Origin of the sequence: Microbacterium kribbense (assembly GCF_039537285.1) — a bacterium.
GTDB lineage: Bacteria > Actinomycetota > Actinomycetes > Actinomycetales > Microbacteriaceae > Microbacterium > Microbacterium kribbense.
Window position 1 is genome coordinate 193,181 of sequence record NZ_BAABAF010000009.1, and the last position, 22,351, is coordinate 215,531.

Here is a 22,351-nt window from a genome sequence, read left to right on the forward strand (position 1 = left end):
CGTGTCGCGATCTCGGCGCACTGCCGGACGGAGTGTCGGGTGGGGGTGGGAGGCCTACTCCGCGGCGAACACGCGCTCGCCTTCGACGAACGTCTGCAGCACTTCGGTCGCGCCGATCTGATCGGCCGGGCCGGCGAACGGGTCGCGGTCCAGCAGCGCGAGGTCGGCGTACTTGCCGACCTCGATCGTGCCGGTCGACCGGTCCAGGTGGTTCACCCATGCCGACCCGGCGGTGTACGCCGTCAGCGACGCGGCGAGGTCGATCGCCTGCTCGGGCAGGAACGCGTCGTACTCGCCCTCTTCGAACCCGGGCGCCGCCGTGCGGTTCACGGCCGTGTGGATCGCGGCCAGCGGGTTCGGGCTCGACACCGACCAGTCGCTGCCCGCCGCCAGCACGGCGCCCGAGCGCAGCAGGTCGCCGAACGGGTACTGCCAGCCCGCGCGCGGCTCGCCGAGGAAAGGCAGCGTCAGCTCGACCATCTGCGGCTCGAGGCTCGCCCACAGCGACTGCATGTTGGCCGTCACGCCCAGCTGGCGGAACCGCGGCACGTCCTCGGGGTGCACGACCTGCAGGTGCGCGATGTGGTGCCGGTTGTCGCCGCGCCCGTTGCGCTCGATCGCGTGCGCGACGGCATCCAGGCACTGCCGCACGGCGCGGTCGCCGATCGCGTGGAAGTGCACCTGGAACCCCAGCGCATCCAGCTCCGGGACCGCCGCATTCAGCGTCTCGGGGTCGACGAACGAGATGCCGGAGTTGTCGGTCGGATGCCCGTGCCCATCGCCGTACGGCTCGAGCATCGACGCCGTGAAGTTCTCGGCGACGCCGTCCTGCATCACTTTGACGCTGGTCGCCGCGAACCGACCGGCGCGATAGCGCTCGCGGCGCTCGAGGATCGACGGGATCTGCTCGAGCCCTGCGGTGCGATCCCACCAGATCGCGCCGACGACCTGGGCGGTCAGGCGCCCGTCCGCCGCGGCGGTGACGTAGGCGGGGCCAGGGTCACCGGCATCCCCGTATGATCCGATGATCGCGTCCTGCCACGCCGTGACGCCGAACGAGTGCAGGTAGCGCTGCCCCTCCAGCAGCGCCTCGACGAGGCGCTCGGGCGATTCGGCCGGCAGCAGCCGGTTGACGAGGGTCATCGCGCCCTCGTGCAGCGTGCCGGTCGGAGCGCCGTCGGCGTCGCGTTCGATCCGCCCGTCGGCGGGGTCGGGCGTGCCGCGCTCGATGCCCGCCAGCCGCAGCGCGGCGGAGTTCACCCAGGCGCCGTGTCCGTCGCGGTTGGGCAGGAAGGCCGGGCGGTCCGGGACGACGGCGTCGAGGGCGGATGCCGTGGGTGTGCCGCCGGGGAACGCCGACATCGCCCAGCCGCCGCCGAGCACCCACTCGTCGCGCGGTCGTGCCGCCGCGTAGGCGCCGATCGCGTCCAGGTACTCCCGCTGGGTCGAGTACGGCGACAGGTCGCAGCGCAGCCGGTCGAGCCCGCCCCACAGGGCGTGCACGTGCGCATCCTGGAAGCCGGGCACCAGCATCCGTCCCTGCAGGTCGACGACCTCGGTGCCGGGGCCGATGAGGTCGTCGAGGTCGTGCCCGACCGCGACGATCCGCCCGCCGGTGACGGCCACCGCGCTCGCGCGGGAGCGGACGGTGTTCGCGGTGAACACCGGCCCGCCCGTGAAGACGAGGTCGGCGTGGGCCATGATGACTCCTTCGATGCTGGCGGTGCCGGGGCACCAGGGGATGCGCCGGCGCCTGCTAGCCGCCGGCCATCGTGCGGGCGATGTCGGTGGCCGAGTCTCCGGCGCGCTTGAGCACGATCGCGACGACCGACAGGGCCAGCAGCGTCACGATCAGCATCAGCGTCGAGACCCCGGCGATCTCGGGCCGCAATCCGCTGCGCAGCGAGCTGAGCACGTAGACCGGCCACGGCGTCGAACCGGACACCTGCACGAACGCCGAGACGACGGTGTTGTCGAGGCTGAACGTGAACGACAGCAGCAGCCCGGCCAGCACCGCCGGCATCGCCAGCGGCAGGGTGACCCGGCGGAAGGTGTGCAGCGGCGTGGCGTACAGGTCGGCCGAGGCCTCTTCGAGGCCAGCCGGCATGCCGACCAGCCGCGCCCGCACGATGTAGGTGACCACGGCCAGCGAGAACAGCGAGTGACCGATCACCAGGCGCACGGTGCCGTCGTTGAAGATCGTCATGCCGAGGTCCTGGCCGAGGAAGACGAGCCAGGGCAGCAGCGAGATCGCATCCACGATCTCGGGGGTCACGGCCACCAGCAGCAGGAACGTGACGAACAGGTACGTCCATCTGCCGGGTTTGCGCGCGAGCGCGATGCCGGCGAGCGTGCCCAGCAGCGAGGCCAGCACGGCGGCGATCGCGCCGGTGCGCAGTGAGACCATGACCGCGTCGGCGATCGCGGGCTTGCGGAACAGGGCGAGGTAGCCGTCGAAGCCGAAGCTGTCGAAGGCGACCAGCAGCCGGCCGTTGTTGAACGAGTAGATGACGATCACGACGATCGGGGTGAACAGGAAGACGTAGACCAGCACGCTCCATGCCGTCAGCAGCCGGTCGCTCAGCGACCGGGGCTGCGGGCGTTCGGCCGGCAGCTCCTGCTGATCGGCGCCGGCGCGCGGCATCCGGTCGCCCTCTTCGATGTCGACCGCTGCCGCCGGCAGCGTGCCCAGGCCCGGTTCGACGGAGGTCATGAGGCCACCTGCTCGACGCGGATGCGGTTCTGCAGGCGCAGGGGCATCGCGACCAGCCAGATCACGGCCGCCATGACCGCGATGGACAGCATGATGATGATGATCAGCATGATCGCCATCGCCGAACCGAGCGCCCAGTTCTGCGCGGTCTGGAACTGGGATGCCACCATCTGGCCGACCATGTTGCCCTTGGCGCCGCCGAGCACCGTCGCGGTGATGTAATCGCCCATCAGCGGGATGTACACCAGCAGCGCGCCCACGATGATGCCGGGCCGGGCCAGCGGGAAGGTGATGCGGGTGAAGGTGCGCCAGCGGTTCGCGCCGAGATCCTTGGATGCCTCGCGGACCGGCAGCGACACCCGGTCGAAGGCGACGAACAGCGGCAGGATCATCAGCGGCAGGTAGTTGTAGACCACGCCGAACAGCACGGCCGGTCGGGTGTACAGGATGTCCAGCGCCGGCAGTCCGATCGCCTGCATGGCGTGCGAGATCCAGCCCTCCGGCGAGAGGATCACCATCCAGCCGATCGTGCGCACCAGGAAGTTCGTCCAGAACGGCACCAGCACCAGGGCCAGCAGCAGCCCCTTCATCCGCGCCGGTGCCTTCAGCGCCATCCAGTAGGCGATCGGCGCGCCGATCAGAAAGCACAGCGCGGTGCCGCCGATGCCGATCCACAGCGTGTTGCGGAAGGTGTCGAAGAACGTCGGGGTGAGCACCTCGAAGTAGCGGTCCAACGACAGGTGGTCGTTCGCGTGCGTGGCGAACATGCCCGGCTTGTAGCCGAAGCTGTACCAGAACACCACCAGCACTGGCGCGACGAAGAAAGCGGCCAGCCAGATCCAGGCCGGCACCGCCATCATGAAGCCCGGCGGGCGCAGGCGTCTATGCACCCGCAGCCGCTTTCGCCTTGTTGTAGATGTCGACGGTGCGCTCCTGCGCCTCATTCACGGCCCCGTCGTGCATCGTCTCCAGCTGCGCGGGGCTGAAGAAGACCAGGTCGAGCATCTCCAGGCCCTCGTCCTTCGCGATCTGCTCGATGTCCTTCGCGCCGGTGTGATAGCCGATGTAGTCGACGTTCTTGAGCTGGTTCTCGGGGGTGAGCACGAAGTTGATGAAGGCGTGCGCGGCTTCGGGATGGGGGGCGCTGGAGGAGATCGCCCAGTTGTCCATCCACAGCTCGGTCGCCGGCGAGCCCAGCACCCACTGCCACTTCTCGGGGTTGTCCGAGGCCAGGATGCCCTGACGCGCGTCGCCGTTCCACACCTCGAGCAGCGCGTGCGCGCTCTGCGGGATGGCGCCGCTGCCCGGGTAGGAGTCGAACGCGGCGATGTGCGGTGCGAGCTTGTTGACGATGAAGTCCTCGCATTTGTCGATCTCGGCGTTGTCCGTGGTGTTCCAGTCGATGCCGTGCGACCAGTAGTACATGCCGGTGATCTCGGCCGGGTCATCCAGCACGCTGGTCTTGCCGCTGGCCTCGTTCTGCGCACAGTCCAGGAAGTCGCTCCAGGTGCGCAGGTCGCGCGTGATGACGGTCGTGTCGTACATGAAGCCGGTGGTGCCCCATGCCTTGCAGACCGAATAGTCGTTGCCCGGGTCCCAGCTGCGGCCGAGGAAGGCGGGGTCCATGTGCGACAGGTTGGGGATGAGGCTCTTGTTCAGCTTCATCAGCAGCTTGTTCTGGATCATCTGCGGAATGAATGCACCGGTGGGCACGATGATGTCGTAGCCGCCGGTGCCCTTGGCCGCGACCAGCTTCGCGATGAGCTCCTCGTTCGAGCCGAAGGAATCCACGGTCAGCTTCGGACCGAGGTCCTTCGTGAAGGCGCTGAGCACCTCGGGGGCGTCGTAATCGCCCCACGAGTACATCGACAGCGAGCCCTCGAGCTCGCCGCCGCTGGCCTGCGGGCCGGGCTTTCCAGCCGGGCCGCTGCCGCCGCCGGGCGTGCATGCGACCAGCAGTGCGGTGCCGCCGACGACACCGGCGAGCGAGAAGAGCTTGCGGCGGGACAGCTCGCCGATGAGCCTGTCCGTTCCGGGGTGGCTGGCGAGGATGCGGAGGGGGTTGTTCTCGGCCATGGTAGGTCCTCTCGGCGGGTGACTGCTGTTCGGGAGACTGCTCGGTCGTTGCGGTGCTGCGGTGCTGCCCGGGTGTCAGCGGGTGCGCACGGTTCCGGTGGTCGGCGGGCCGACGAAGCCGCCGTGCGCGGCGGAGTCGTCGATGGGGAAGACCTGGACGGATTCGGCGCGCCAGGAGCACCAGACTGTGTCGCCGATGCTGACCCGCGGGGCATCCGGGGTGGGGCGGCGGGCGATGATCGACATGTCCGAGCCGAACTGCACGAGGAACTGCATCGTCTCGCCCAGGTGCGAGACCCCGATGATGCGGCCCTGCGCGACGTTCACATCCGAGTCCGGCCGCTCGGTGCTGATCTGCACGAACTCCGGGCGGACGGCCGCACGTGCGTCGACGCCCGGGGCCACCTGGGTGATCCTCGTGGCCGGGCGCACCATCGTGTGCGCGGACTCGACACCGGAGCCGTCGGCGGTGACGGTGCCGTCGAAGAAGTTCTGCTGGCCGACGAATGCCGCCACGTACGCCGAGGCCGGTGCACTGTAGATCGTGTCCGAATCGGCGAGCTGCTCGATGCGGCCGGCGCGCATCACCGCGATCCGGTCGCTCATCGACAGTGCCTCGCCCTGGTCGTGCGTGACGAAGACGAACGTGATGCCCAGCTGCGCCTGGATGAGCTTGAGCTCGAGCTGCATCTCTTCGCGCAGCTGCCGGTCCAGGGCGCCCAGCGGCTCGTCCAGCAGCAGCACCGACGGCCGGTTGACCAGCGCGCGGGCCAGGGCGACGCGCTGCTGCTGCCCGCCGGACATCTCGGTGGGCTTGCGGTCTGCGAACGAGCGCATCTGCACCATGCCCAGCGCCGCGCCCACTCGCTCGCGGATCTCGGCCTTTCCGACGCGCCGCTGCTGCAGGCCGTAGGCGACGTTCTGGGCGACCGTCATGTGCGGGAACAGCGCGTATGCCTGGAACACCGTGTTCACGTTGCGCTTGAACGGCGGCTGCCCCAGAACGGAACGTCCGGAGATCCGGATGTCGCCGGCGTCGGGATGCTCGAAACCCGCGATCATGCGCAGTGTCGTGGTCTTGCCGCAGCCGGAGGGGCCCAGCAGCGAGAGGAACTCGCCGGGCCGGATGTCCAGGGACAGCGCGTCGACGGCGACCTGACCCGAATAGCGCTTGGTGATGCCCTCCAGCACGACCCCGCCGGCCACGTCGTCGGCGGTGGTCTCACCGGAGCGGGTCGGACTGGTCGTGATGGACACCTGTGGACCTCCATTTCGGGGCCGCGCCGGCCGTGCCGGCATCGTCGCCCCTGACCGGTGATTCAATCCTGGCCCGCGCCCCGACGCAACCTGCGCACGCCGGAAACGGACGAATCCGCCTACCGTCCGGCAGGTGCCAGACATAGTGTCCGGTTGTGCGCGATGGCCGCGTCGGAGCCCTGCGGCGAAACCGGCTCGGTGCCCGCACGAAGCGGGTGCGCCGGCCCTGTCCGGGGGTGGAGGCGGGCCCGCGATCGGTGCCGGCGGGACGGGCCCTCAGCCGCCCGCCGCCACTTTGCGCAGCGTCAGTCCGCGGGTGGACTCGACGAAGCCCGCGGCACGCAGCGCGCGGCCGACGGGGCTGGTGAACACGAACGTGCCGTTGACCTGCTCGACGGTCAGGGTCTGCAGGTGGCGCGCGCGCGCGGTCGCGGCGAGGCTGCGGCAGCCGGCATCCAGCGCCTGTTCGTCGTCGGTGAACGCCAGGGCGGTCTTGCCACCGCGCTCGAGGTAGAGCACCAGCGCGCCGTCGACGAGGACGACCAGCGCACCGGCCTTGCGGCCGGGCCGGTGCGGGCTGCCTTCGAGCGCGGGCCAGCCCAGCGCTGCACCGTACGGATTGGCCGGGTCGGTGGCTGCCAGCGTGAGCGCGGCATAGGGGGCTGGATCGGCGAGCCCGGCGAATTCGCGCAGCCGGTCGATGGTCGCCGATGCTGCGAACTGCGCCGCACCGAGCTTCTCGATGACGTACCCACGGCGGCAGTGCCCGGCCTGTTCGAACCCGGCGAGGATGCGGTAGACCTGCGCGAAACCGCCCGGCACCCCCTCGGCCTGCACCGACCCGCGGGTGACCACGCCATACCGGTCCAGCAGCAGGCTCGCGGTCGCCGTCGCCCGCAGCGCCGGGTCGTCTTCGGGCGCCGGCAGCAGCGACCAGCGTCCGCCGAGCGCCGGCGGGCGCGGCGGCGCGGAGCTGCGCGGCAGCGGGGCGCCGCGGTACATCCGGGCGCGCGGCGTGCGCCGGACGGTCTTGTGCGCCTGCGATCCGCCCGAGGTCAGGGTGCGCAGCGGCGCGAAGGTGTCGTTGGTCACCCGGCCCGCCCAGGTCAGCGCCCACAGCGCCTCGATCACGGACAGCTCGTTGTCGGCATCGGCGAGCGTGCGCAGCTGGCCGGCGAAGTACGCGCCGCCGGCGCCGAGGATGTTCACCAGGCGCTGCTCGAGCGATTCGGGCACCAGCTCGCCGACCGGGTCGGGCAGCGTGCCGGCGGCGGCGTCGGCGGGGTGCAGCGACACCCATCCGTCTCGGCCCGGCAGCGCGCCGTGCCCCGACCAGATCGCTTCGCCGGTCGCGGTCAGCTCGTCGAGCATGCCCGGCGCATAGTCGCGCACCCGGGCGGGCAGGATCAGCGACTCCCAGGCGCTGGCCGGGATCGGCACGCCGGCCAGCTGCTCGACCACCGCGGCCACCCCGTCGATGCCGGCCAGCGGCCGGGTGTGGTGCTGCCACGCGGGCAGGAAGCGGGCGTACGCCTGCGGCGAGACCGGCTCGACCGTGCCGCGGATGGCGGCCAGGCTGCGCATCCGCAGCCGGCGCAGCACCTCGGCGTCGCACCACTCCGTCTCGTCGGCGTGCGCTGCGTCGGGGTCGGGCAGGAAGAAGCCGCTCGCGATGCGGCCCTGCCCCTCGAGCCGCGCCAGCGTGGCGCGCACGACCGCGACGCCGATGCCGAGCCGCTCGGCCGCGCCGATGGCACGGAACGGGCCGTGCGTGCGTGCGAACCGTGCGATCAGGTCGCCCAGCGGATCGGCGAGCGGCTCAAGGAACGCGTTCGGGATGCCGACCGGCAGCGCCGCACCGAGCGCATCGCGCAGGCGACCGGCATCCTCGATCGCCGCGACGCGCACGGTGCCGCCGATGGCGACCCGGATGGCGCGGCGCGCATCGACCAGGGCAGCCAGGTGAGCCGACGCCTCGGTGATCGATGCGCCCTGCAGGCGCGCGGCTGCTTCGGCGGCGTCGAGCGGGCCGAGGATGCGCAGCAGGTCGGCCACGCCCTCCATCCCGCGCACGCGGCGGTCGGGATCGAGCCGCTGCACCTCGCGCTCGAACTGCGCGATCACCTCCGGATCGAGCAGCTCGCGCATCTCGACCTTGCCCAGCAGCTCGCTCAGCAGTGCCGGATCCACCGACAGCGCGGCGGCCCGGCGCTCGGCCAGCGGCGAATCGCCCTCGTACATGAACGCGCCGACATACCCGAACAGCATCTCGCGCGCGTACGGCGATGGCTGGTTGGTCGTCACCTCGATCAGCCGGATGCGCCGCTGCCCGATCGCACGGATCACCCGCAGCAGCGCGGGCAGGTCGTAGACGTCCTGCAGCACCTCGCGCAGCGTCTCGAGGATGATCGGGAACCTCGGGTGGCGCCGGGCGACCTCGAGCAGCTGCGCGGCCCGCTGCCGCTGCTGCCACAGTGGACTGCGCTTGCCCGGATTCATCCGCGGCATCAGCAGCGCGCGCGCGGCGCACTCGCGGAACCGCGAGGCGAACAGCGCCGACCCGCCGACCTCGTCGGTGACCAGCTGATCGATCTCGTCGGGCTCGAACACGAACAGCTCCGCGCCCGGCGGCTCGGTCGTCGCATCCGGGATGCGGGCGATGATGCCGTCGTCGCCCGCCACTGCCGACCCGTCGACCCCGAGGCGCTCGCGGATGCGCGCGCCCACCGCCAGCGCCCACGGCGCATGCACCTGCATGCCGTATGGAGAATGCAGGATGAGCCGCCAGTCGCCGACCTCGTCGCGGGATCGTTCGACCGTCAGCGTGCGGTCGGTGGGCAGAGTGCCGGTCGCCTCGCGCTGCTCGGACAGGTAGGCCAGCAGGTTCGTGACGGCGTGCTCGTCGAGGCCGGACTCGCCCAGCCGCGCCTCGGCCCGCTCGCGCGGCAGGGCGGCGACCTCACGGCTGAACCGGCCCAGGGCCTCGCCCAGCTCGGCCGGCCGCCCGATGCCGTCGCCGTGCCAGAACGGCACCTTGCCGGGCTGACCGAACGCCGGCACCACATTGACCCGGTCGTGCGTGATCTCGACGATCCGCCAGCTCGTGGTGCCGAGGGTGAACACGTCGTTCACGCGGGACTCGTAGACCATCTCCTCGTCGAGCTCGCCGACACGGGCGCCGACCTTCTCGCCCGCGACGTACACCGCGAACAGGCCGCGATCGGGGATCGTGCCGCCGCTGGTGACGGCGATCCGCTGCGCTCCGGGCCGGCCGGTCAGGGTGCCCTGATCGCGATCCCACACCAGGCGCGGGCGCAGCTCGGCGAACTCGTCGGAGGGGAACCGGCCCGCCAGCAGATCCAGTGTCGCCTCGTACGCCGACCGCGGCAGCGAGCGGAACGGCGCGCTGCGGCGCACCGTCTCGAACCATCCCTCCACCTCGATCGGGCCGAGCGCGCAGGCGGCGACGGTCTGCTGCGCCAGGATGTCCAGCGGGTTCTGCGGCACCGACAGGGCCTCGATCTGGCCCGCCAGCATCCGCTCGGTGACCACCGCGGTGTGCAGCACGTCGCCGCGATGCTTGGGGAAGAGGGCGGCGCGGCTGGTCTCGCCGACCTGGTGGCCGCTGCGGCCGATGCGCTGCAGGCCGGAGGCCGCCGACGGCGGCGCCTCGACCTGGATGACCAGGTCGACCGCACCCATGTCGATGCCCAGCTCGAGGCTCGAGGTGGCCACGACGCAGCGCAGCACGCCGCTCTTGAGCTCCTCTTCGACGAGCGCGCGCTGCTCTTTCGACACCGACCCGTGGTGCGCCTTGGCCAGCACCGGGGCGTCGTCGGCATCGGTGCCGAGCCGTTCGGCGTAGATCTCGTTCAGCCGCCCGGTGAGTCGCTCGGCCAGCCGTCGCGAGTTCGCGAACACGATCGTCGAGCGCTGCGCGAGCACCCGGTCGACGATCGCCTCTTCGACGTGCGGCCAGATCGACCCGGTCATCTCGGTCTGCTCCGGCGCGGGGGTGTACCAGTCGTCGGATGCCGTGCCCGCCGCCGGATCGGCGGAGGGCGGCACGGGGCCGCCGGCGGGGGGAGGGTTCAGCATGTCGTCGACGGGCACCACGACATGCAGGTCGAACGCCTTCGTCGCACGCGGTGCGACGATCTTCACGGGGGCGGAGCCGCCCAGGAAGCGCGCCACCTCGTCGATCGGCCGCACCGTGGCCGACAGCCCGATGCGCTGCGCCGGCCGGTCCAGCAGGTCGTCGAGCCGCTCCAGGCTGACCGCCAGGTGGGCGCCGCGCTTGGTCGCGGCCACGGCGTGCACCTCGTCGACGATCACGGTGTCGACCCCGCGCAGGGTCTGTGCGGCCTGGCTGGTGAGCATCAGGTACAGCGACTCGGGGGTCGTGATCAGGATGTCGGGGGGAGCGGTGATCAGCGTGCGGCGCTGTGCAGCGGGCGTGTCGCCCGAGCGCACCCCCACCGTCACCTCGGGAACCGGCCGGCCCAGGCGCCGCGCGGCCTGCGCGATGCCCACCAGCGGTGAGCGCAGGTTGCGCTCGACATCCACGCCCAGCGCCTTCAGCGGCGAGATGTAGAGCACCCGGGTGCGCGGGGGCGTCGAGTCACCTGCGCTGTGCTCGGGGCGCCGGCGCGCGGCGCCACGTCGGCCGGCTTCGGGGCGCGCGGCGGCGGGGTCGGCGGCGGCATCGTGCTCGTGGAACACCCGGTCGATCGCCCACAGGAAGGCCGAGAGCGTCTTGCCCGAGCCGGTCGGCGCGACCACGAGGGCGTGGTCGCCGGCCGCGATCGCCTCCCACGCGCCGCGCTGCGCGTCGGTCGGGGCCGTGAACGCACTGCGGAACCAGTCCGCCGTCGCGGTGCCGAACCGCTCGAGGACGTCGCCCATCCCTCCATCTTCGTCGGTACTGCGGACATTGCCGATAAGCTGGAGTTTCTTTGCTGCAGATCAGCTCGTGAGGAAGGAACAGGTGATGGCCAACCTGACTGGACCTGTGTGGATGACCCCGGCGGCCCTGGCGGCGCTGGAGGCCGAGCTCGCCGAGCTCGCCGAGCACCCCGACGCCAGCCAGGCGCGCGTGCTCGAGCTGCGCGAGCTGATCCGTCGTGCCGAGGTGGGCACCAAGCCCGACGACGGACTCGTCGAGGCCGGCATGCAGATCACCGTGCGCTTCCACGCCGATGACTCGGTCGAGACCTTCCTGCTCGGCAGCCGCGACCTCGTCCAGCCCGGGGTCGAGCTCGACGTCTACTCGCCGGTCTCGCCGCTGGGCGCCGCGATCGACGGGCACCACGTCGGCGACGAGGTCAGCTTCACCGCTCCCACCGGCGCCACCCTGACCGTCACGATCGTCTCGGCGACGCCCTTCGCATAGCGCACCGGGCCGGATGCCGCATCCGTCTGCTGCCGGGTGAGCACAACTCCTTCGATCCGGTCGCGATCCGCCCTGATCGCGGGTTCAGGCGCGCCGGATGCGCGGATCAGAGGAGTTCTGCCCGGCTGGCCGGGCGGGATGCCGCCGCGGGGACAGCCCGGCGAGGTCAGCCGGCGGGCAGCACCGATCGCGGGCTGATCAGCCCGCGATCGCCGCCAGCTGCTTGCCCAGGAACGCGCGCACGTCGGCGACCTCGTCCTCGGCGATGCCGTGGCCGAGGGCCGGATAGACGCGGCCGGACAGCTCGCTGTGCGCGGGCAGCCACTGCGTCGTATGGTCCACCAGCACCGGCAGGATGACGTCATCCTCAGTGCCGCGGCCCCAGAACACCGGCACGCGGCGGGCCGCCAGCTCCGCATCGCGCGGCAGGTCGCCGGGGGCGGCGTAGCCGGAAAGGTTCAGGACGAACGCGAACCGCGCCGGATCCAGCCGCATCGCCTGGATCGCGACCGACGCGCCCTGCGAGAAGCCGAACAGGCCGATCGAGTCGGCGGCGCCGGCGGCGGCATCCAGCCACCGGATGAATGCGGCGGCGGCATGCGTCACCCGCTGCGCGTCGCGCGTGCCGGTGCCGGCCAGATCGGCGGCGGTGACGTCTTCGATCGGATACCAGGAGTACCCCGGCGCCGGCCACGGCGGGTGCAGCGGCGCGCGCACCGCCGCGACGACGAACTCGCCGGGCAGCTCGGGCACCAGGCCGAACAGGTCGTGCTCGTCGGCGCCATAGCCGTGCAGCAGCACCAGCAGTGGTCTGCCGGCCCGGTCGGCCTCCGGCGCCGACCACAGCACCGCGTCGGCATCGATGCACGCCCCGACGCCATCGGGATCTGCCGCGGACTCGTCCATGGTTCCATCCTGTCAGCCGCATCGGACGCTGTCTCGGCACGGGCACGACATCCGTGTCGGCCTCGTGAGGTATACAGGAGACATGCCCGTGCGCACGCCCGACCCGGATCCGAACGACGACGCGCGCCCCGGCCCGGGCGTTCCGTTCGCCGCCGGCCTGCCCGGCGGGTTCCGCAGCCAGGGCGAGGCCGACGCGAATCCCGGCTGGCTCAGCGACGTCGAACTGGCCGAGGCGCGGCGCCGGCTGCCGATCCTGTACGTCGAGGCCGTGCCGGTGCGCACCGACGGCATGGGCGTGGTCACCGAGGTCGGCCTGCTGCTGCGGGCGACGCCGCTGGGCGAGATGACCCGCACGATCGTGTCGGGCCGGGTGCGTTACGGCGAGACCGTGCGGGATGCCCTCTTCCGGCATCTGGAGAACGACCTCGGTCCGATGGCGTTCCCGCTGCTGCCCGCGCAGCCGGTGCCGTTCACCGTCGCCGAGTACTTCCCGATGCCGGGGATCAGCGCTTTCCACGACGACCGGCAGCATGCCGTCTCGCTCGCATTCGTGGTGCCGGTCACCGGCACCTGCGAGCCCCGTCAGGATGCGCTCGAGGTCACCTGGCTGCGGCCCGACGAAGCGGCATCCGAGGCCGTCGCCGCCGACATGGAGGGCGGTCGGGGCACGCTGATCAAGCTGGCGCTGGCCAGCGTCGGTGCGCTGCGCTGACGATTCGCAGACCGACGTTTCGCGGAACCGGTGCGGGCAGGTAGTGTTCCCACTGACGTACGCAGTGATTCAGCGGCACACCTCCCGGTGTCGTGCACCGCGCCCGTGCGTACCCGCGCGTCGGCCCACCCGCCCTGGTGCGGGTGCACGACGTCGCCCGCCGGTACCGCGAGCCCCTCGAAGCGGAGACATGCCATGCCAGACCAGACCGACAGCCCCGACGCGCCCCGCGAGCAATCCGCGTTCGACCGGCTCATCGCCGAGTCGACGTCTCCGGGCACCTTCTCGACCGCATTCCGCGGCTACGACAAGGACGAGGTCGACCGGCTCGTCACCGATCTGAACGCGCGGCTGCGCGCCACGGGCGAGGAATCGACCAAGCTGCGACAGTATCAGCAGCGCGCATCGACCGCCGTCAAGCAGAGCCGGGCCAAGGCCGAGAAGCTCGCCACCGAGGTCGCCCGGCTGCAGGCCGAGGCAGCCGACGACGATACCGTCGCAGCGCTGCGGGGCGAGCTGACGGCCGCGCAGCTGCAGGTCGCCGAGTCCGCCAAGCAGGTGCAGGCGCTGACCGACGAACTGCGCGAGAGCAGCGGCGAGTCGACCGGCCACGGGCAGTTCGAAGAGATCCTGCGGGTCGCCGAAGAGCAGGCCAGCGTGCTGATCCGCAACGCGACCGTGCAGGGCGAACGGCTGCTGGATTCCGCGCGCGAAGAGATCGAGAAGCGCCGCAAGGACGCGCAGGCCGAAGCCGAGGCGATCGTCTCGCACGCCCAGCACGACGCCGCGCAGGCACGGCTGCGCATCGACACCGAGCTGACCGCACACCAGGCGCGCCTGGAGCGCGAGGCCGCACACTCCGCCGAGAAGGTCGACCAGGCCCAGCAGGAGTCCGGTGCGATCCGGTCCGAGGCCGAGAAGGGCGCCGCCGCACTGCGCTCGATGGTGGCCCGCGAGACCAGCCGCGATCGGGCCGAGGCCGAGGCGGCGGTGCGCGAGCTGCGGGTGCGTGCCCTGGAGTTCGAGGCATCCCTCAGCCGGCGCCAGGATGACGCGCATCAGGAGTTCCTGGTGCTGCACAATCAGGCTGTCGCGCATGCCGAGCGCATCACACAGGACGCCAACGAGCAGGTCGCCGCATCGCTCGAGCACGCGCAGCGGGTGTCGGCCAAGGCCGATGATTTCGAGCGGCTCGCCCGCTCGCAGGCCCAGCAGATCGAGGCCGACGCGCGGGTGCGCGCCAGCGAGCTCCTCGATCAGGCCCGCACGAAGGCGCAGAAGATCATGGAGCTGGTGACCGAGAACTCGCAGTCCGTGCTGCACGACGCCGAGGACCGCGCCCGCCAGCTGCGCTGGCAGCAGCACCAGCTGACCAGCTTCATGGTCGAGGTGCGCGAGCTGATCCGGCCCGAGTCATCCGCGTCGTCGGCGGATGCCGCCGAATCGGCCGAGGTCCCCGAGTCGGTGGATGCCGACGAGCCGGGGGATGCTTCCGGCGCCGCAGACGCCGATGCGGCGGAGGATGCCGCCGAGGTCGGGGATTCCGATGCCCGCGACATCACGCCCGAAGACGACGAAGAGCTCGAGTCCGTCAGCGCCTGAGCGCACCGGCGCCGGAAGACGCCGAACGACCGGCGGCCGGGCCTGGTGCCCTGCCGCCGGTCGTCGCACCGAGTGTCAGCGAGCGGTGTAGCCGCCGTCGACGATGAACTCGGCGCCGGTCGCGAAGCTCGCGTCGTCGCTGGCGAGGAACGTGATCATCGCCGCGATCTCCTCCGGCTTGCCCAGCCGCGCCATCGGCGTTCCGGCGATGAGCATGTCACGGTCGGTGTCGCCCAGGATCGGGGTGTCGATGAAGCCGGGGTGCACCGAGTTGACCCGGACGCCCTCGGTCGCCCAGCCCAGGGCCGTGGTCTTGGTCAAAAGCCGCACCGCCCCCTTGGCGGCGTGGTAGGCCGGGCTCACGCCCGAGCCCACAATGCCGTACATCGAGCTGACGTTGACCACCGACCCGTTGCCGCTCTCCTTGAGCGCCGCTCCGGCGGCCTTCATGCCGAGGAAGACGCTGGTCTGGGTGACCGCGACGACCTTGTTCCAGGTGTCCAGCGTCGTGACCTCGATCGGCTCGGTGTCGCCGATGCCGGCGTTGTTGACGAGGATGTCGAGCCGGCCGAACTTCGCCACGGTCGCGGCGACGGCGTCGGCCCAGCCCGATTCGCTGGTCACGTCCAGGTGCACGAACGCGGCCTTGCCGCCGCTGTTCTCGATCTGCGTCACAACGGCCGCACCGGCGGCATCCTGCACGTCGGCGATCACGACCGAGCCGCCTTCGGCGGCGATCCGGGCCGCTGTGGCCTTGCCGATTCCGCTCGCACCGCCGGTCACCAGTGCAACTCGGCCATCGAACCTCGCCATGATCTTCTCCTTCGCTTGCGACGGTACGACGATCGCGTACCTGCCTTCACCGGGGACAACGGATGATCCGGCATTTCTATTCCAATGAATACAAATCAGCGGAGTGGTACGGCAGTCCCGCGCGGCTGGATCAGGCCCCGGCTGTCTCGCGGGCGATGGCGGCCAGGAAGGCGTCGATGTCGGCCTCGGTGGTGTCGAACGAGCACATCCAGCGCACTTCGCTGCGGGCGGCATCCCAGTCGTAGAACCGGAAGGCGGTCCGCAGCCGGTCGGCGACGCCATCGGGCAGCGTCGCGAACACGCCGTTGGACTGGGTCGGCTGCGCGAATCCGACACCGCGGATCGATCCGTCGGACAGGCCCGCCTCGACGCCGCCGCGCAGCCGCTGCGCCATGGCGTTGGCGTGGCGCGCGTTGCGCAGCCACAGATCGCCCTCCCACAGGGCCACCAGCTGGGCCGAGACGAAGCGCATCTTCGAGGCCAGCTGCATGTTCATCTTGCGCAGGTAGATCAGGCCGGCCGCGGCATCCGGGTTGAGCACGACGACCGCCTCGGCCCCCATCGCCCCGTTCTTGGTGCCGCCGAGGCTGATCACGTCGACGCCGACGTCGCGGGTGAACGCGCGCAGTGGCACGTCCAGCGCGGCGGCCGCATTGGCCAGCCGGGCGCCGTCCATGTGCACGTGCATGCCGAGGCTGTGCGCGTGGTCGCAGATCGCGCGCAGCTCGTCCGGCGTGTACAGCGTGCCCAGCTCGGTGGATTGCGTCAGCGACACCGCCAGCGGCTGCGCGCGGTGCTCATCGCCCCAGCCCCACGCCTGCAGGTCGATCAGCTCGGGGGTGAGCTTGCCGTCGTCGGTCGGCACGGTCAGCAGCTTCATGCCGCCGATGCGCTCGGGCGCGCCCTGCTCGTCGACGTTGATGTGCGCCGTGCCGGCCGTGACGACGGCGCCCCAGCGGGGGAGCATCGACTGCAGTCCGGTGACGTTGGCACCGGTGCCGTTGAACACCGGGAACGCCTCGGCGCCCTCGCCGAAGCGGTCGACGATCACCTGTTGCAGTCGCGCGGTGTAGTCGTCTTCGCCGTAGGCGATCTGGTGCCCGCCGTTGGCATCGGCGATCGCCAGGAGCACCTCGGGATGGATGCCGGAGTAGTTGTCGCTGGCGAAGCCGCGGACGGTTCGGTCATGCAGAGTGGTCACAGCTGTCCAATCTAGTTCGTGGTCACGGGCGCTCTGCGACGCCGTCACGCGGTGAGGTCGATCACCGTGTCGTTCACGTCGGCCGCATCGGCGTCCCACAGCGCCACGAAGCGGTCGGCGAGGGTCTGCTCCAGGCCTGCCAGTGCCTTGACCCGGAAGACGACCGAGGCGGCCGCCAACGGGCGCTCGGCGTCCCGGGCCGCCTTCGCGAAGCCCTGCGCGAGCGCGCGCGCCCACGCTTCGCTGGCTGCCTTGATCGCGGCGTAGTTCGCCCCGCCCGCCAGCGGCCGGCGCACCGACACCGACGACACGATCGCCTCGCGCGCGGCGTCGGAGGCCCGCAGGTCGGCGTCGAAGGCACGGCTGACGAACCGCAGCCCGGTCAGGGACCGCTCCAGGAAGCGGTAGTCGTCGTCGCTCTGCCCGGCCAGGCCGCCGCCGCCGCGCCAGCCGCCGACCAGGTGCAGCACCCCGTCGACCGTCACACCGCCGGCGTGCAGCCGGTCGGCGAGGCCGTGCACCGCCTGCTCGTCGGCGAGATCGCACGAGGGGGTCATCCACGGTGCGCCCGTGCCGGCGGCGTCGACCTGTGCGGCGAGGGCCTCGAGCTTGACCGGGTCGTGGCCCACCGCGATGACGCCGGCACCGGCTGCCCGCAGCGTCTGCACCGCGACGCGGCCGCTGGTGCTCGTCGCACCGGCGACCAGCACGGTGCGCCCCGTCAGGTCACTCATCGCCGGCTCGGATCCCCGAGGTGGACTCGATCACCGGGCGCGTCTTCTTCTCCAGCGCCTCGTAGAACATCGACAGCGGGAACTCGTCGTCCAGCACCGCGTCGGTGAACCCCTTGGGCGGACCGGCGAGCACCTCGGCCGGCAGCCCGCGCGCCCACGCCGACGCCGGATGCGGCGTCAGCACCGAGCGCACCAGGTCGTACGCGGCCAGCCAGTGCGCGGTCTTGGGCCGGTCGATCGAGTGCCAGTACAGGTCGTCGATCGCATCGCCGAGCGCCACCACGGCCGCGGGAACGTCCGGCCAGTCGAAGCTGAGCGCGGTGTCGGTCCAGTGCAGCACGCCGTGCTGGTGCAGCCACGCGAACAGCAGTTGGCCCCCGAGCCCGTCGTAGTTGCGCACCCGCGATCCGGTGACGGCGAACCGGAAGATCCGGTCGAAGATCACGGCGTACTGCACGAGTTCGGCGTGCGCGAGGATCTGCCCCTCGACCTCGGTCAGCTCGTCCTGCGCCGTCAGCTTCTTCTGGATCGCGACCGACTCGCGGAACGCGGTCATGTCGCAGCGCATCTCCTCCAGCGAATAGAGGAAGTACGGCATCCGCTGCTTGATCATGAACGGGTCGAACGGCAGGTCGCCGCGCATGTGGGTGCGGTCGTGGATGATGTCCCACATCACGAAGGTCTCCTCCGCGAGCGCCTGGTCATCGAGCATCCGCGCCGCCGGCTCGGGCAGCTCCAGCTTCGTGATCCGGGATGCCGCGCGCACCACCCGGCGGTACCGGGCGGCCTCGCGGTCCTGGAAGATAGCGCCCCAGGTGAACGTCGGGATCTCGCGCATCGCCACCGTCTCGGGGAACAGCACCGCCGAGTTGGTGTCGTAGCCCGGTGTGAAGTCGACCAGCCGCAGCGACACGAACAGCCTGTTGCTGTAGGGGCCGGCCTGCAGCGCGGCGATGAACTCGGGCCAGATGACCTCGACGATCAGCGCCTCGACGTACCGGTTGTGCGACCCGTTCTGGGTGTACATCGGGAACACGACCAGATGCCGCAGCCCGTCCACCCGGTGCTGCTCGGGATGGAATGCGAGCAGCGAGTCGTAGAAATCGGGCACGCCGAGTCCGTCGCTCTTCCAGCGGGTGAAGTCGGCGACCGAAGCCGCCAGGTAGGCGGCGTCATGCGGGAACCGGGGTGCCAGCTCGCTGATCGAGGCCACGATCGCATCGACGAGTCCGGCCGCGCGTGCCTTCTCATGGGGAACCGACCCGTCCTGCTGCTGCAGGCTCTGCATGTCGATCGCGGCCCGCTTGAGACGGTGCCAGGCGGGGGATGCCTCGACCCCGGCGGCCGCGTCCACTTCGGTTTCGTCGACGACGGTGGCCTGCGCGCGCTCGGCGTGGACCTGGCTCAGGGACGCTTCGGCAAGCTCGATGCGGGACATGAGAACCTCCGATCTCCAGATTGGATGGAATTATTCCGGTGGAATCACCTGTACACCGATAATATTACGGTCATGAGCGATTCGGTACCGGATGCACCACTGGATGCCGCCGACACGCGCATCGTCGCCGAGATCTCGCGCGACGCGCGGGCGACGCTCGCGCGGCTGGCCGCCGAGGTCGGGCTGTCGGTGTCGGCCGTGCAGGCGCGACTGCGCCGGCTCGAGTCCCGCGGTGTGATCAGCGGATACCGGCCGATCCTCGACGCCGCAGCCGTCGGAAAGCCCCTCGCGGCGTTCGTCGAGATCTCGCCGCTGGATCCCGCCCAGCCCGATGACGCCCCCGAACTCCTCGAGCACTTGGACGAGATCGAGGCCTGCCATTCGATCGCGGGCGACGCGAGCTACATGCTGTTCGTGCGGGTCGCCTCGCCCCGCGACCTGGAGCGCCTGATCGGCGACATCCGGCGGGCCGCGGGCGTGCGCACCCGCACGACGGTGGTGCTGCAGACCTTCTATGAGCACCGCCCGCTGATGCCGGCGGCGTCCCCGGCCACCTGACGGGGTTCGGCGGCATCGCCCGCGGCGCTCGCCCCGGCTCGGACTGGCCCTCGGGCCCGTTCCGCGGCATGATGGGGCTCAGCGGGGTGTTGCAGCGCGCGCACCGAACGTTTTGCCGGGAGGCGACACGAGATGAGTAACAGCTTCGGAGCCAAGGACGTCCTCACCGTGGGGGACAAGCAGTACGAGTACTACCGGCTGGATGCCATCCCCGGCAGCGCACGGCTGCCCTACAGCCTGAAGGTGCTGCTGGAGAACCTGCTGCGCAATGAGGACGGCGTCGCCGTCACCGCCGAGCAGATCCAGGCGCTGGCGAACTGGAACGCACGAGACGTCGGCCACAGCGAAGTGCAGTTCAACCCCGCCCGGGTGCTGCTGCAGGACTTCACCGGCGTTCCGGGCGTGGTCGACCTGGTGGCGATGCGCGATGCGATGGACGCCCTCGGGGGCGACCCGCAGCAGGTCAACCCGCTGATCCCCGTCGAGCTGGTCATCGACCACTCCGTCATCGCCGAGACGTTCGGCGGGTTCGGGTCCTTCAAGATCAACGCCGAGATCGAGTTCGAGCGCAACAAGGAGCGCTACCAGCTGCTGCGCTGGGCGCAGCATGCCTTCGACAACTTCGCCGTCGTGCCGCCGGACACCGGGATCTGCCACCAGGTGAACCTGGAATACCTCGGCCGGGTCGTCTTCGGCGCGGACGGCGACGGCGGCGGCGACGGGATGCCGGTGGCCTACCCCGACACGCTGGTCGGCACCGATTCGCACACCCCGATGATCAACGGCCTGGGCGTGCTGGGCTGGGGCGTGGGCGGCATCGAAGCCGAGGCCGCGATGCTCGGCCAGCCGATCTCGCTGCTGCTGCCGAAGGTGGTCGGCCTGAAGCTGGAGGGCGAGCTGCGCGAAGGCGTCACCGCCACCGACATGGTGCTGACGGTCGCCGAGCTGCTGCGCCACGCCGGCGTGGTCGGCAAGTTCGTCGAGGTGTTCGGCCCGGGCGTGGCCAACGTGCCGCTGGCCAACCGCGCCACGATCGGCAACATGAGCCCCGAGTACGGGTCGACCTGCACGATCTTCCCGATCGACCAGGAGACCATCGACTACCTGACCTTCACCGGCCGCAGCCCCGAGCGGGTCGCGCTGGTCGAGGCGTACGCCAAGGCCCAGGGCATGTGGCACGACCCCTCGCATGAGCCGGAGTTCTCGCAGGTCGTCGAGCTCGACCTGTCCAGCATCGAGCCCTCGATCGCGGGCCCCAAGCGTCCGCAGGACCGCATCCCGCTCACGCTGGCCGCCCGCACCGTCGAGCGGCTGCTGAACGACCCCACCGCCAGTGTGCAGAAGCTCACCGAGCTGGACGACGCGATCGACGACACGTTCCCGGCATCGGACCCGTTCTTCGGCGATCGCGAGATGGGCGACGTCAAGGCGCCGCGGTCGGCGTACTCCGGCGACCCGGTCGAGTGGGAGAGCAACGCGCAGAAGCTGGTCCTGAACGGCCAGGAGACGCAGATCGACAACGGCGATGTCGTGATCGCCGCCATCACCTCGTGCACCAACACGTCGAACCCGTCGGTCATGATCGGTGCGGCGCTGCTGGCCCGCAACGCGGTCAACAAGGGCCTGAAGTCCAAGCCGTGGGTCAAGACGTCGCTGGCACCGGGGTCGCGAGTGGTCACCGACTACTTCGACCGCGCGGGGCTCACCCCCTATCTCGACCAGCTCGGCTTCAATCTGGTCGGCTACGGCTGCACGACCTGCATCGGCAACTCCGGCCCGCTGCCCGAGGAGGTCGCGACGGCGGTGGATGCCGGTGACCTGACGGTCGCGGCGGTGCTGTCCGGAAACCGCAACTTCGAGGGCCGCATCCACCCGCAGACGCGGATGAACTTCCTCGCGTCGCCGCCGCTGGTGGTCGCCTATGCGCTGGCCGGCTCGATGCACGTCGACCTGAACCATGACCCGCTGGGCACCGGCTCGGACGGCAACCCGGTGTACCTGCACGACCTGTGGCCCTCATCGGCCGAGATCAAGCAGGTGGTGGACAGCTGCATCGAGGCGCGGATGTACACCGAGGGCTATGCGGATGTCTATGCCGGTGACGACAACTGGAACAGCCTGCCGATTCCGGAGGGGCAGAAGTTCACCTGGCAGGATGACTCGACCTACGTGCGCCAGCCCCCGTACTTCGACGGCATGGGCCGCGAGCCGGGCGCCCTGGCCGACATCACCGGGGCGCGGGTGCTCGCCAAGCTGGGCGACTCGGTCACGACCGACCACATCTCGCCGGCCGGATCGATCAAGTTCGACTCGCCCGCCGGCAAGTACCTCGCAGGCCACGGCGTCACGCACCACGACTTCAACTCGTACGGGTCGCGGCGCGGCAACCACGAGGTGATGATCCGCGGCACGTTCGCGAATATCCGGCTGCGCAACCAGCTGGTGGAGGGCACCGAGGGCGGATTCACCCGTGTGCTGCCCGGCGGCACCGAGACGGTGTCGATCTACGACGCCGCGCAGGAGTACGCGCAGTCGGGCACGCCGCTGGTCGTCCTCGCCGGCAAGGAGTACGGATCGGGATCCAGCCGCGACTGGGCGGCGAAGGGCACGATCCTGCTGGGCGCGAAAGCGGTGCTCGCCGAGTCGTACGAGCGCATCCACCGCTCGAACCTGATCGGCATGGGCGTGCTTCCACTGCAGTACGTCGCCGGTGACACGGCCCAGTCGCTCGAGCTGGACGGCACCGAGACCTACTCGATCATCGGGCTGTCCGGTCAGGACGAGGTGCCCGAGCAGGTCACCGTGCGGGTGCAGCCCGATGGCGGGCAGGCGCGCGAGTTCACCGCGACGGTGCGCATCGACACGCCCACCGAGCGCGAGTACTACCGGCACGGCGGCATCCTGCAGTATGTGCTGCGTCAGCGCCTGAACGCGAGCGCCTGAGCTGAG

At 70.8% G+C, this 22,351-nt stretch carries 16 protein-coding genes; 5 read left to right on the top strand and 11 right to left on the bottom strand.

Annotated features, from left to right (window positions below):
* Nucleotides 1-54: 54 nt before the first annotated feature.
* The 6 genes from ABD705_RS13960 to ABD705_RS13985 all read right to left on the bottom strand — a co-directional run bounded on the left by ABD705_RS13960 (nucleotide 55) and on the right by ABD705_RS13985 (nucleotide 10,951).
* On the bottom strand, nucleotides 55-1,701 hold the full coding sequence (locus ABD705_RS13960) for an amidohydrolase (RefSeq protein ID WP_344784619.1): 1,647 nt from the start codon (nucleotides 1,699-1,701) through the stop codon (nucleotides 55-57).
* Nucleotides 1,702-1,756: 55 nt separating this feature from the next.
* Nucleotides 1,757-2,713, bottom strand: coding sequence for an ABC transporter permease (locus ABD705_RS13965; RefSeq protein WP_344784621.1), 957 nt, complete (start codon nucleotides 2,711-2,713; stop codon nucleotides 1,757-1,759).
* Nucleotides 2,710-3,603: an ABC transporter permease gene (locus ABD705_RS13970; protein ID WP_344784624.1), complete on the bottom strand. Its 894-nt coding sequence runs from the start codon at nucleotides 3,601-3,603 to the stop codon at nucleotides 2,710-2,712. Before ABD705_RS13970 ends, ABD705_RS13965 begins: the two co-directional genes overlap by 4 nt.
* Nucleotides 3,596-4,789: a polyamine ABC transporter substrate-binding protein gene (locus ABD705_RS13975; RefSeq protein WP_344784626.1), complete on the bottom strand. Its 1,194-nt coding sequence runs from the start codon at nucleotides 4,787-4,789 to the stop codon at nucleotides 3,596-3,598. The genes ABD705_RS13970 and ABD705_RS13975 overlap by 8 nt, the downstream gene beginning before the upstream one ends.
* 75 nt (nucleotides 4,790-4,864) lie before the next feature.
* Entirely contained in the window at nucleotides 4,865-6,046 is a 1,182-nt protein-coding gene (locus ABD705_RS13980) for an ABC transporter ATP-binding protein (protein WP_344784628.1), read from the bottom strand.
* Nucleotides 6,047-6,322: 276 nt separating this feature from the next.
* On the bottom strand, nucleotides 6,323-10,951 hold the full coding sequence (locus ABD705_RS13985; protein WP_344784630.1) for an ATP-dependent helicase: 4,629 nt from the start codon (nucleotides 10,949-10,951) through the stop codon (nucleotides 6,323-6,325).
* 85 nt (nucleotides 10,952-11,036) lie between these two features.
* Between ABD705_RS13985 and ABD705_RS13990 the strand changes: the two genes are divergently transcribed.
* The gene (locus ABD705_RS13990) at nucleotides 11,037-11,438 is read left to right on the top strand and encodes a GreA/GreB family elongation factor (RefSeq protein ID WP_344784632.1); all 402 of its coding nucleotides are present in this window, start codon (nucleotides 11,037-11,039) and stop codon (nucleotides 11,436-11,438) included.
* Between the two features lie 198 nt (nucleotides 11,439-11,636).
* On the opposite strand, the gene ABD705_RS13995 is transcribed toward ABD705_RS13990, so the two are convergent.
* Nucleotides 11,637-12,344, bottom strand: coding sequence for an alpha/beta hydrolase (locus ABD705_RS13995; protein WP_344784634.1), 708 nt, complete (start codon nucleotides 12,342-12,344; stop codon nucleotides 11,637-11,639).
* Between the two features lie 82 nt (nucleotides 12,345-12,426).
* Between ABD705_RS13995 and ABD705_RS14000 the strand changes: the two genes are divergently transcribed.
* Both ABD705_RS14000 and ABD705_RS14005 read left to right on the top strand, forming a co-directional pair.
* A complete protein-coding gene (locus tag ABD705_RS14000) occupies nucleotides 12,427-13,056 on the top strand; it encodes an NUDIX hydrolase family protein (protein ID WP_344784636.1) in 630 nt (209 codons plus the stop codon).
* 195 nt (nucleotides 13,057-13,251) lie between these two features.
* Complete coding sequence (locus ABD705_RS14005; protein WP_344784638.1) at nucleotides 13,252-14,658, top strand: coiled-coil domain-containing protein; 1,407 nt, start codon at nucleotides 13,252-13,254, stop codon at nucleotides 14,656-14,658.
* 75 nt (nucleotides 14,659-14,733) lie between these two features.
* On the opposite strand, the gene ABD705_RS14010 is transcribed toward ABD705_RS14005, so the two are convergent.
* The 4 genes from ABD705_RS14010 to ABD705_RS14025 form a co-directional block, all read right to left on the bottom strand.
* Nucleotides 14,734-15,471: an SDR family NAD(P)-dependent oxidoreductase gene (locus ABD705_RS14010; protein ID WP_344784640.1), complete on the bottom strand. Its 738-nt coding sequence runs from the start codon at nucleotides 15,469-15,471 to the stop codon at nucleotides 14,734-14,736.
* Nucleotides 15,472-15,601: 130 nt separating this feature from the next.
* Nucleotides 15,602-16,672, bottom strand: coding sequence for a threonine aldolase family protein (locus tag ABD705_RS14015; protein ID WP_344784642.1), 1,071 nt, complete (start codon nucleotides 16,670-16,672; stop codon nucleotides 15,602-15,604).
* Between the two features lie 44 nt (nucleotides 16,673-16,716).
* Complete coding sequence (locus ABD705_RS14020) at nucleotides 16,717-17,406, bottom strand: SDR family NAD(P)-dependent oxidoreductase (RefSeq protein ID WP_344784644.1); 690 nt, start codon at nucleotides 17,404-17,406, stop codon at nucleotides 16,717-16,719.
* Nucleotides 17,399-18,844 carry a DUF6421 family protein gene (locus tag ABD705_RS14025; RefSeq protein WP_344784646.1) on the bottom strand — a complete coding sequence of 482 codons (1,446 nt, stop codon included), beginning with the start codon at nucleotides 18,842-18,844 and terminating at the stop codon, nucleotides 17,399-17,401. Before ABD705_RS14025 ends, ABD705_RS14020 begins: the two co-directional genes overlap by 8 nt.
* A 72-nt stretch (nucleotides 18,845-18,916) precedes the next feature.
* Here ABD705_RS14025 and ABD705_RS14030 point away from each other — a divergent pair, with 72 nt between their 5' ends.
* Nucleotides 18,917-19,402: an Lrp/AsnC family transcriptional regulator gene (locus ABD705_RS14030; protein WP_344784648.1), complete on the top strand. Its 486-nt coding sequence runs from the start codon at nucleotides 18,917-18,919 to the stop codon at nucleotides 19,400-19,402.
* A 132-nt stretch (nucleotides 19,403-19,534) separates the two neighbouring features.
* The gene (acnA, locus tag ABD705_RS14035; protein ID WP_344784649.1) at nucleotides 19,535-22,345 is read left to right on the top strand and encodes an aconitate hydratase; all 2,811 of its coding nucleotides are present in this window, start codon (nucleotides 19,535-19,537) and stop codon (nucleotides 22,343-22,345) included.
* Nucleotides 22,346-22,351: the final 6 nt, after the last annotated feature.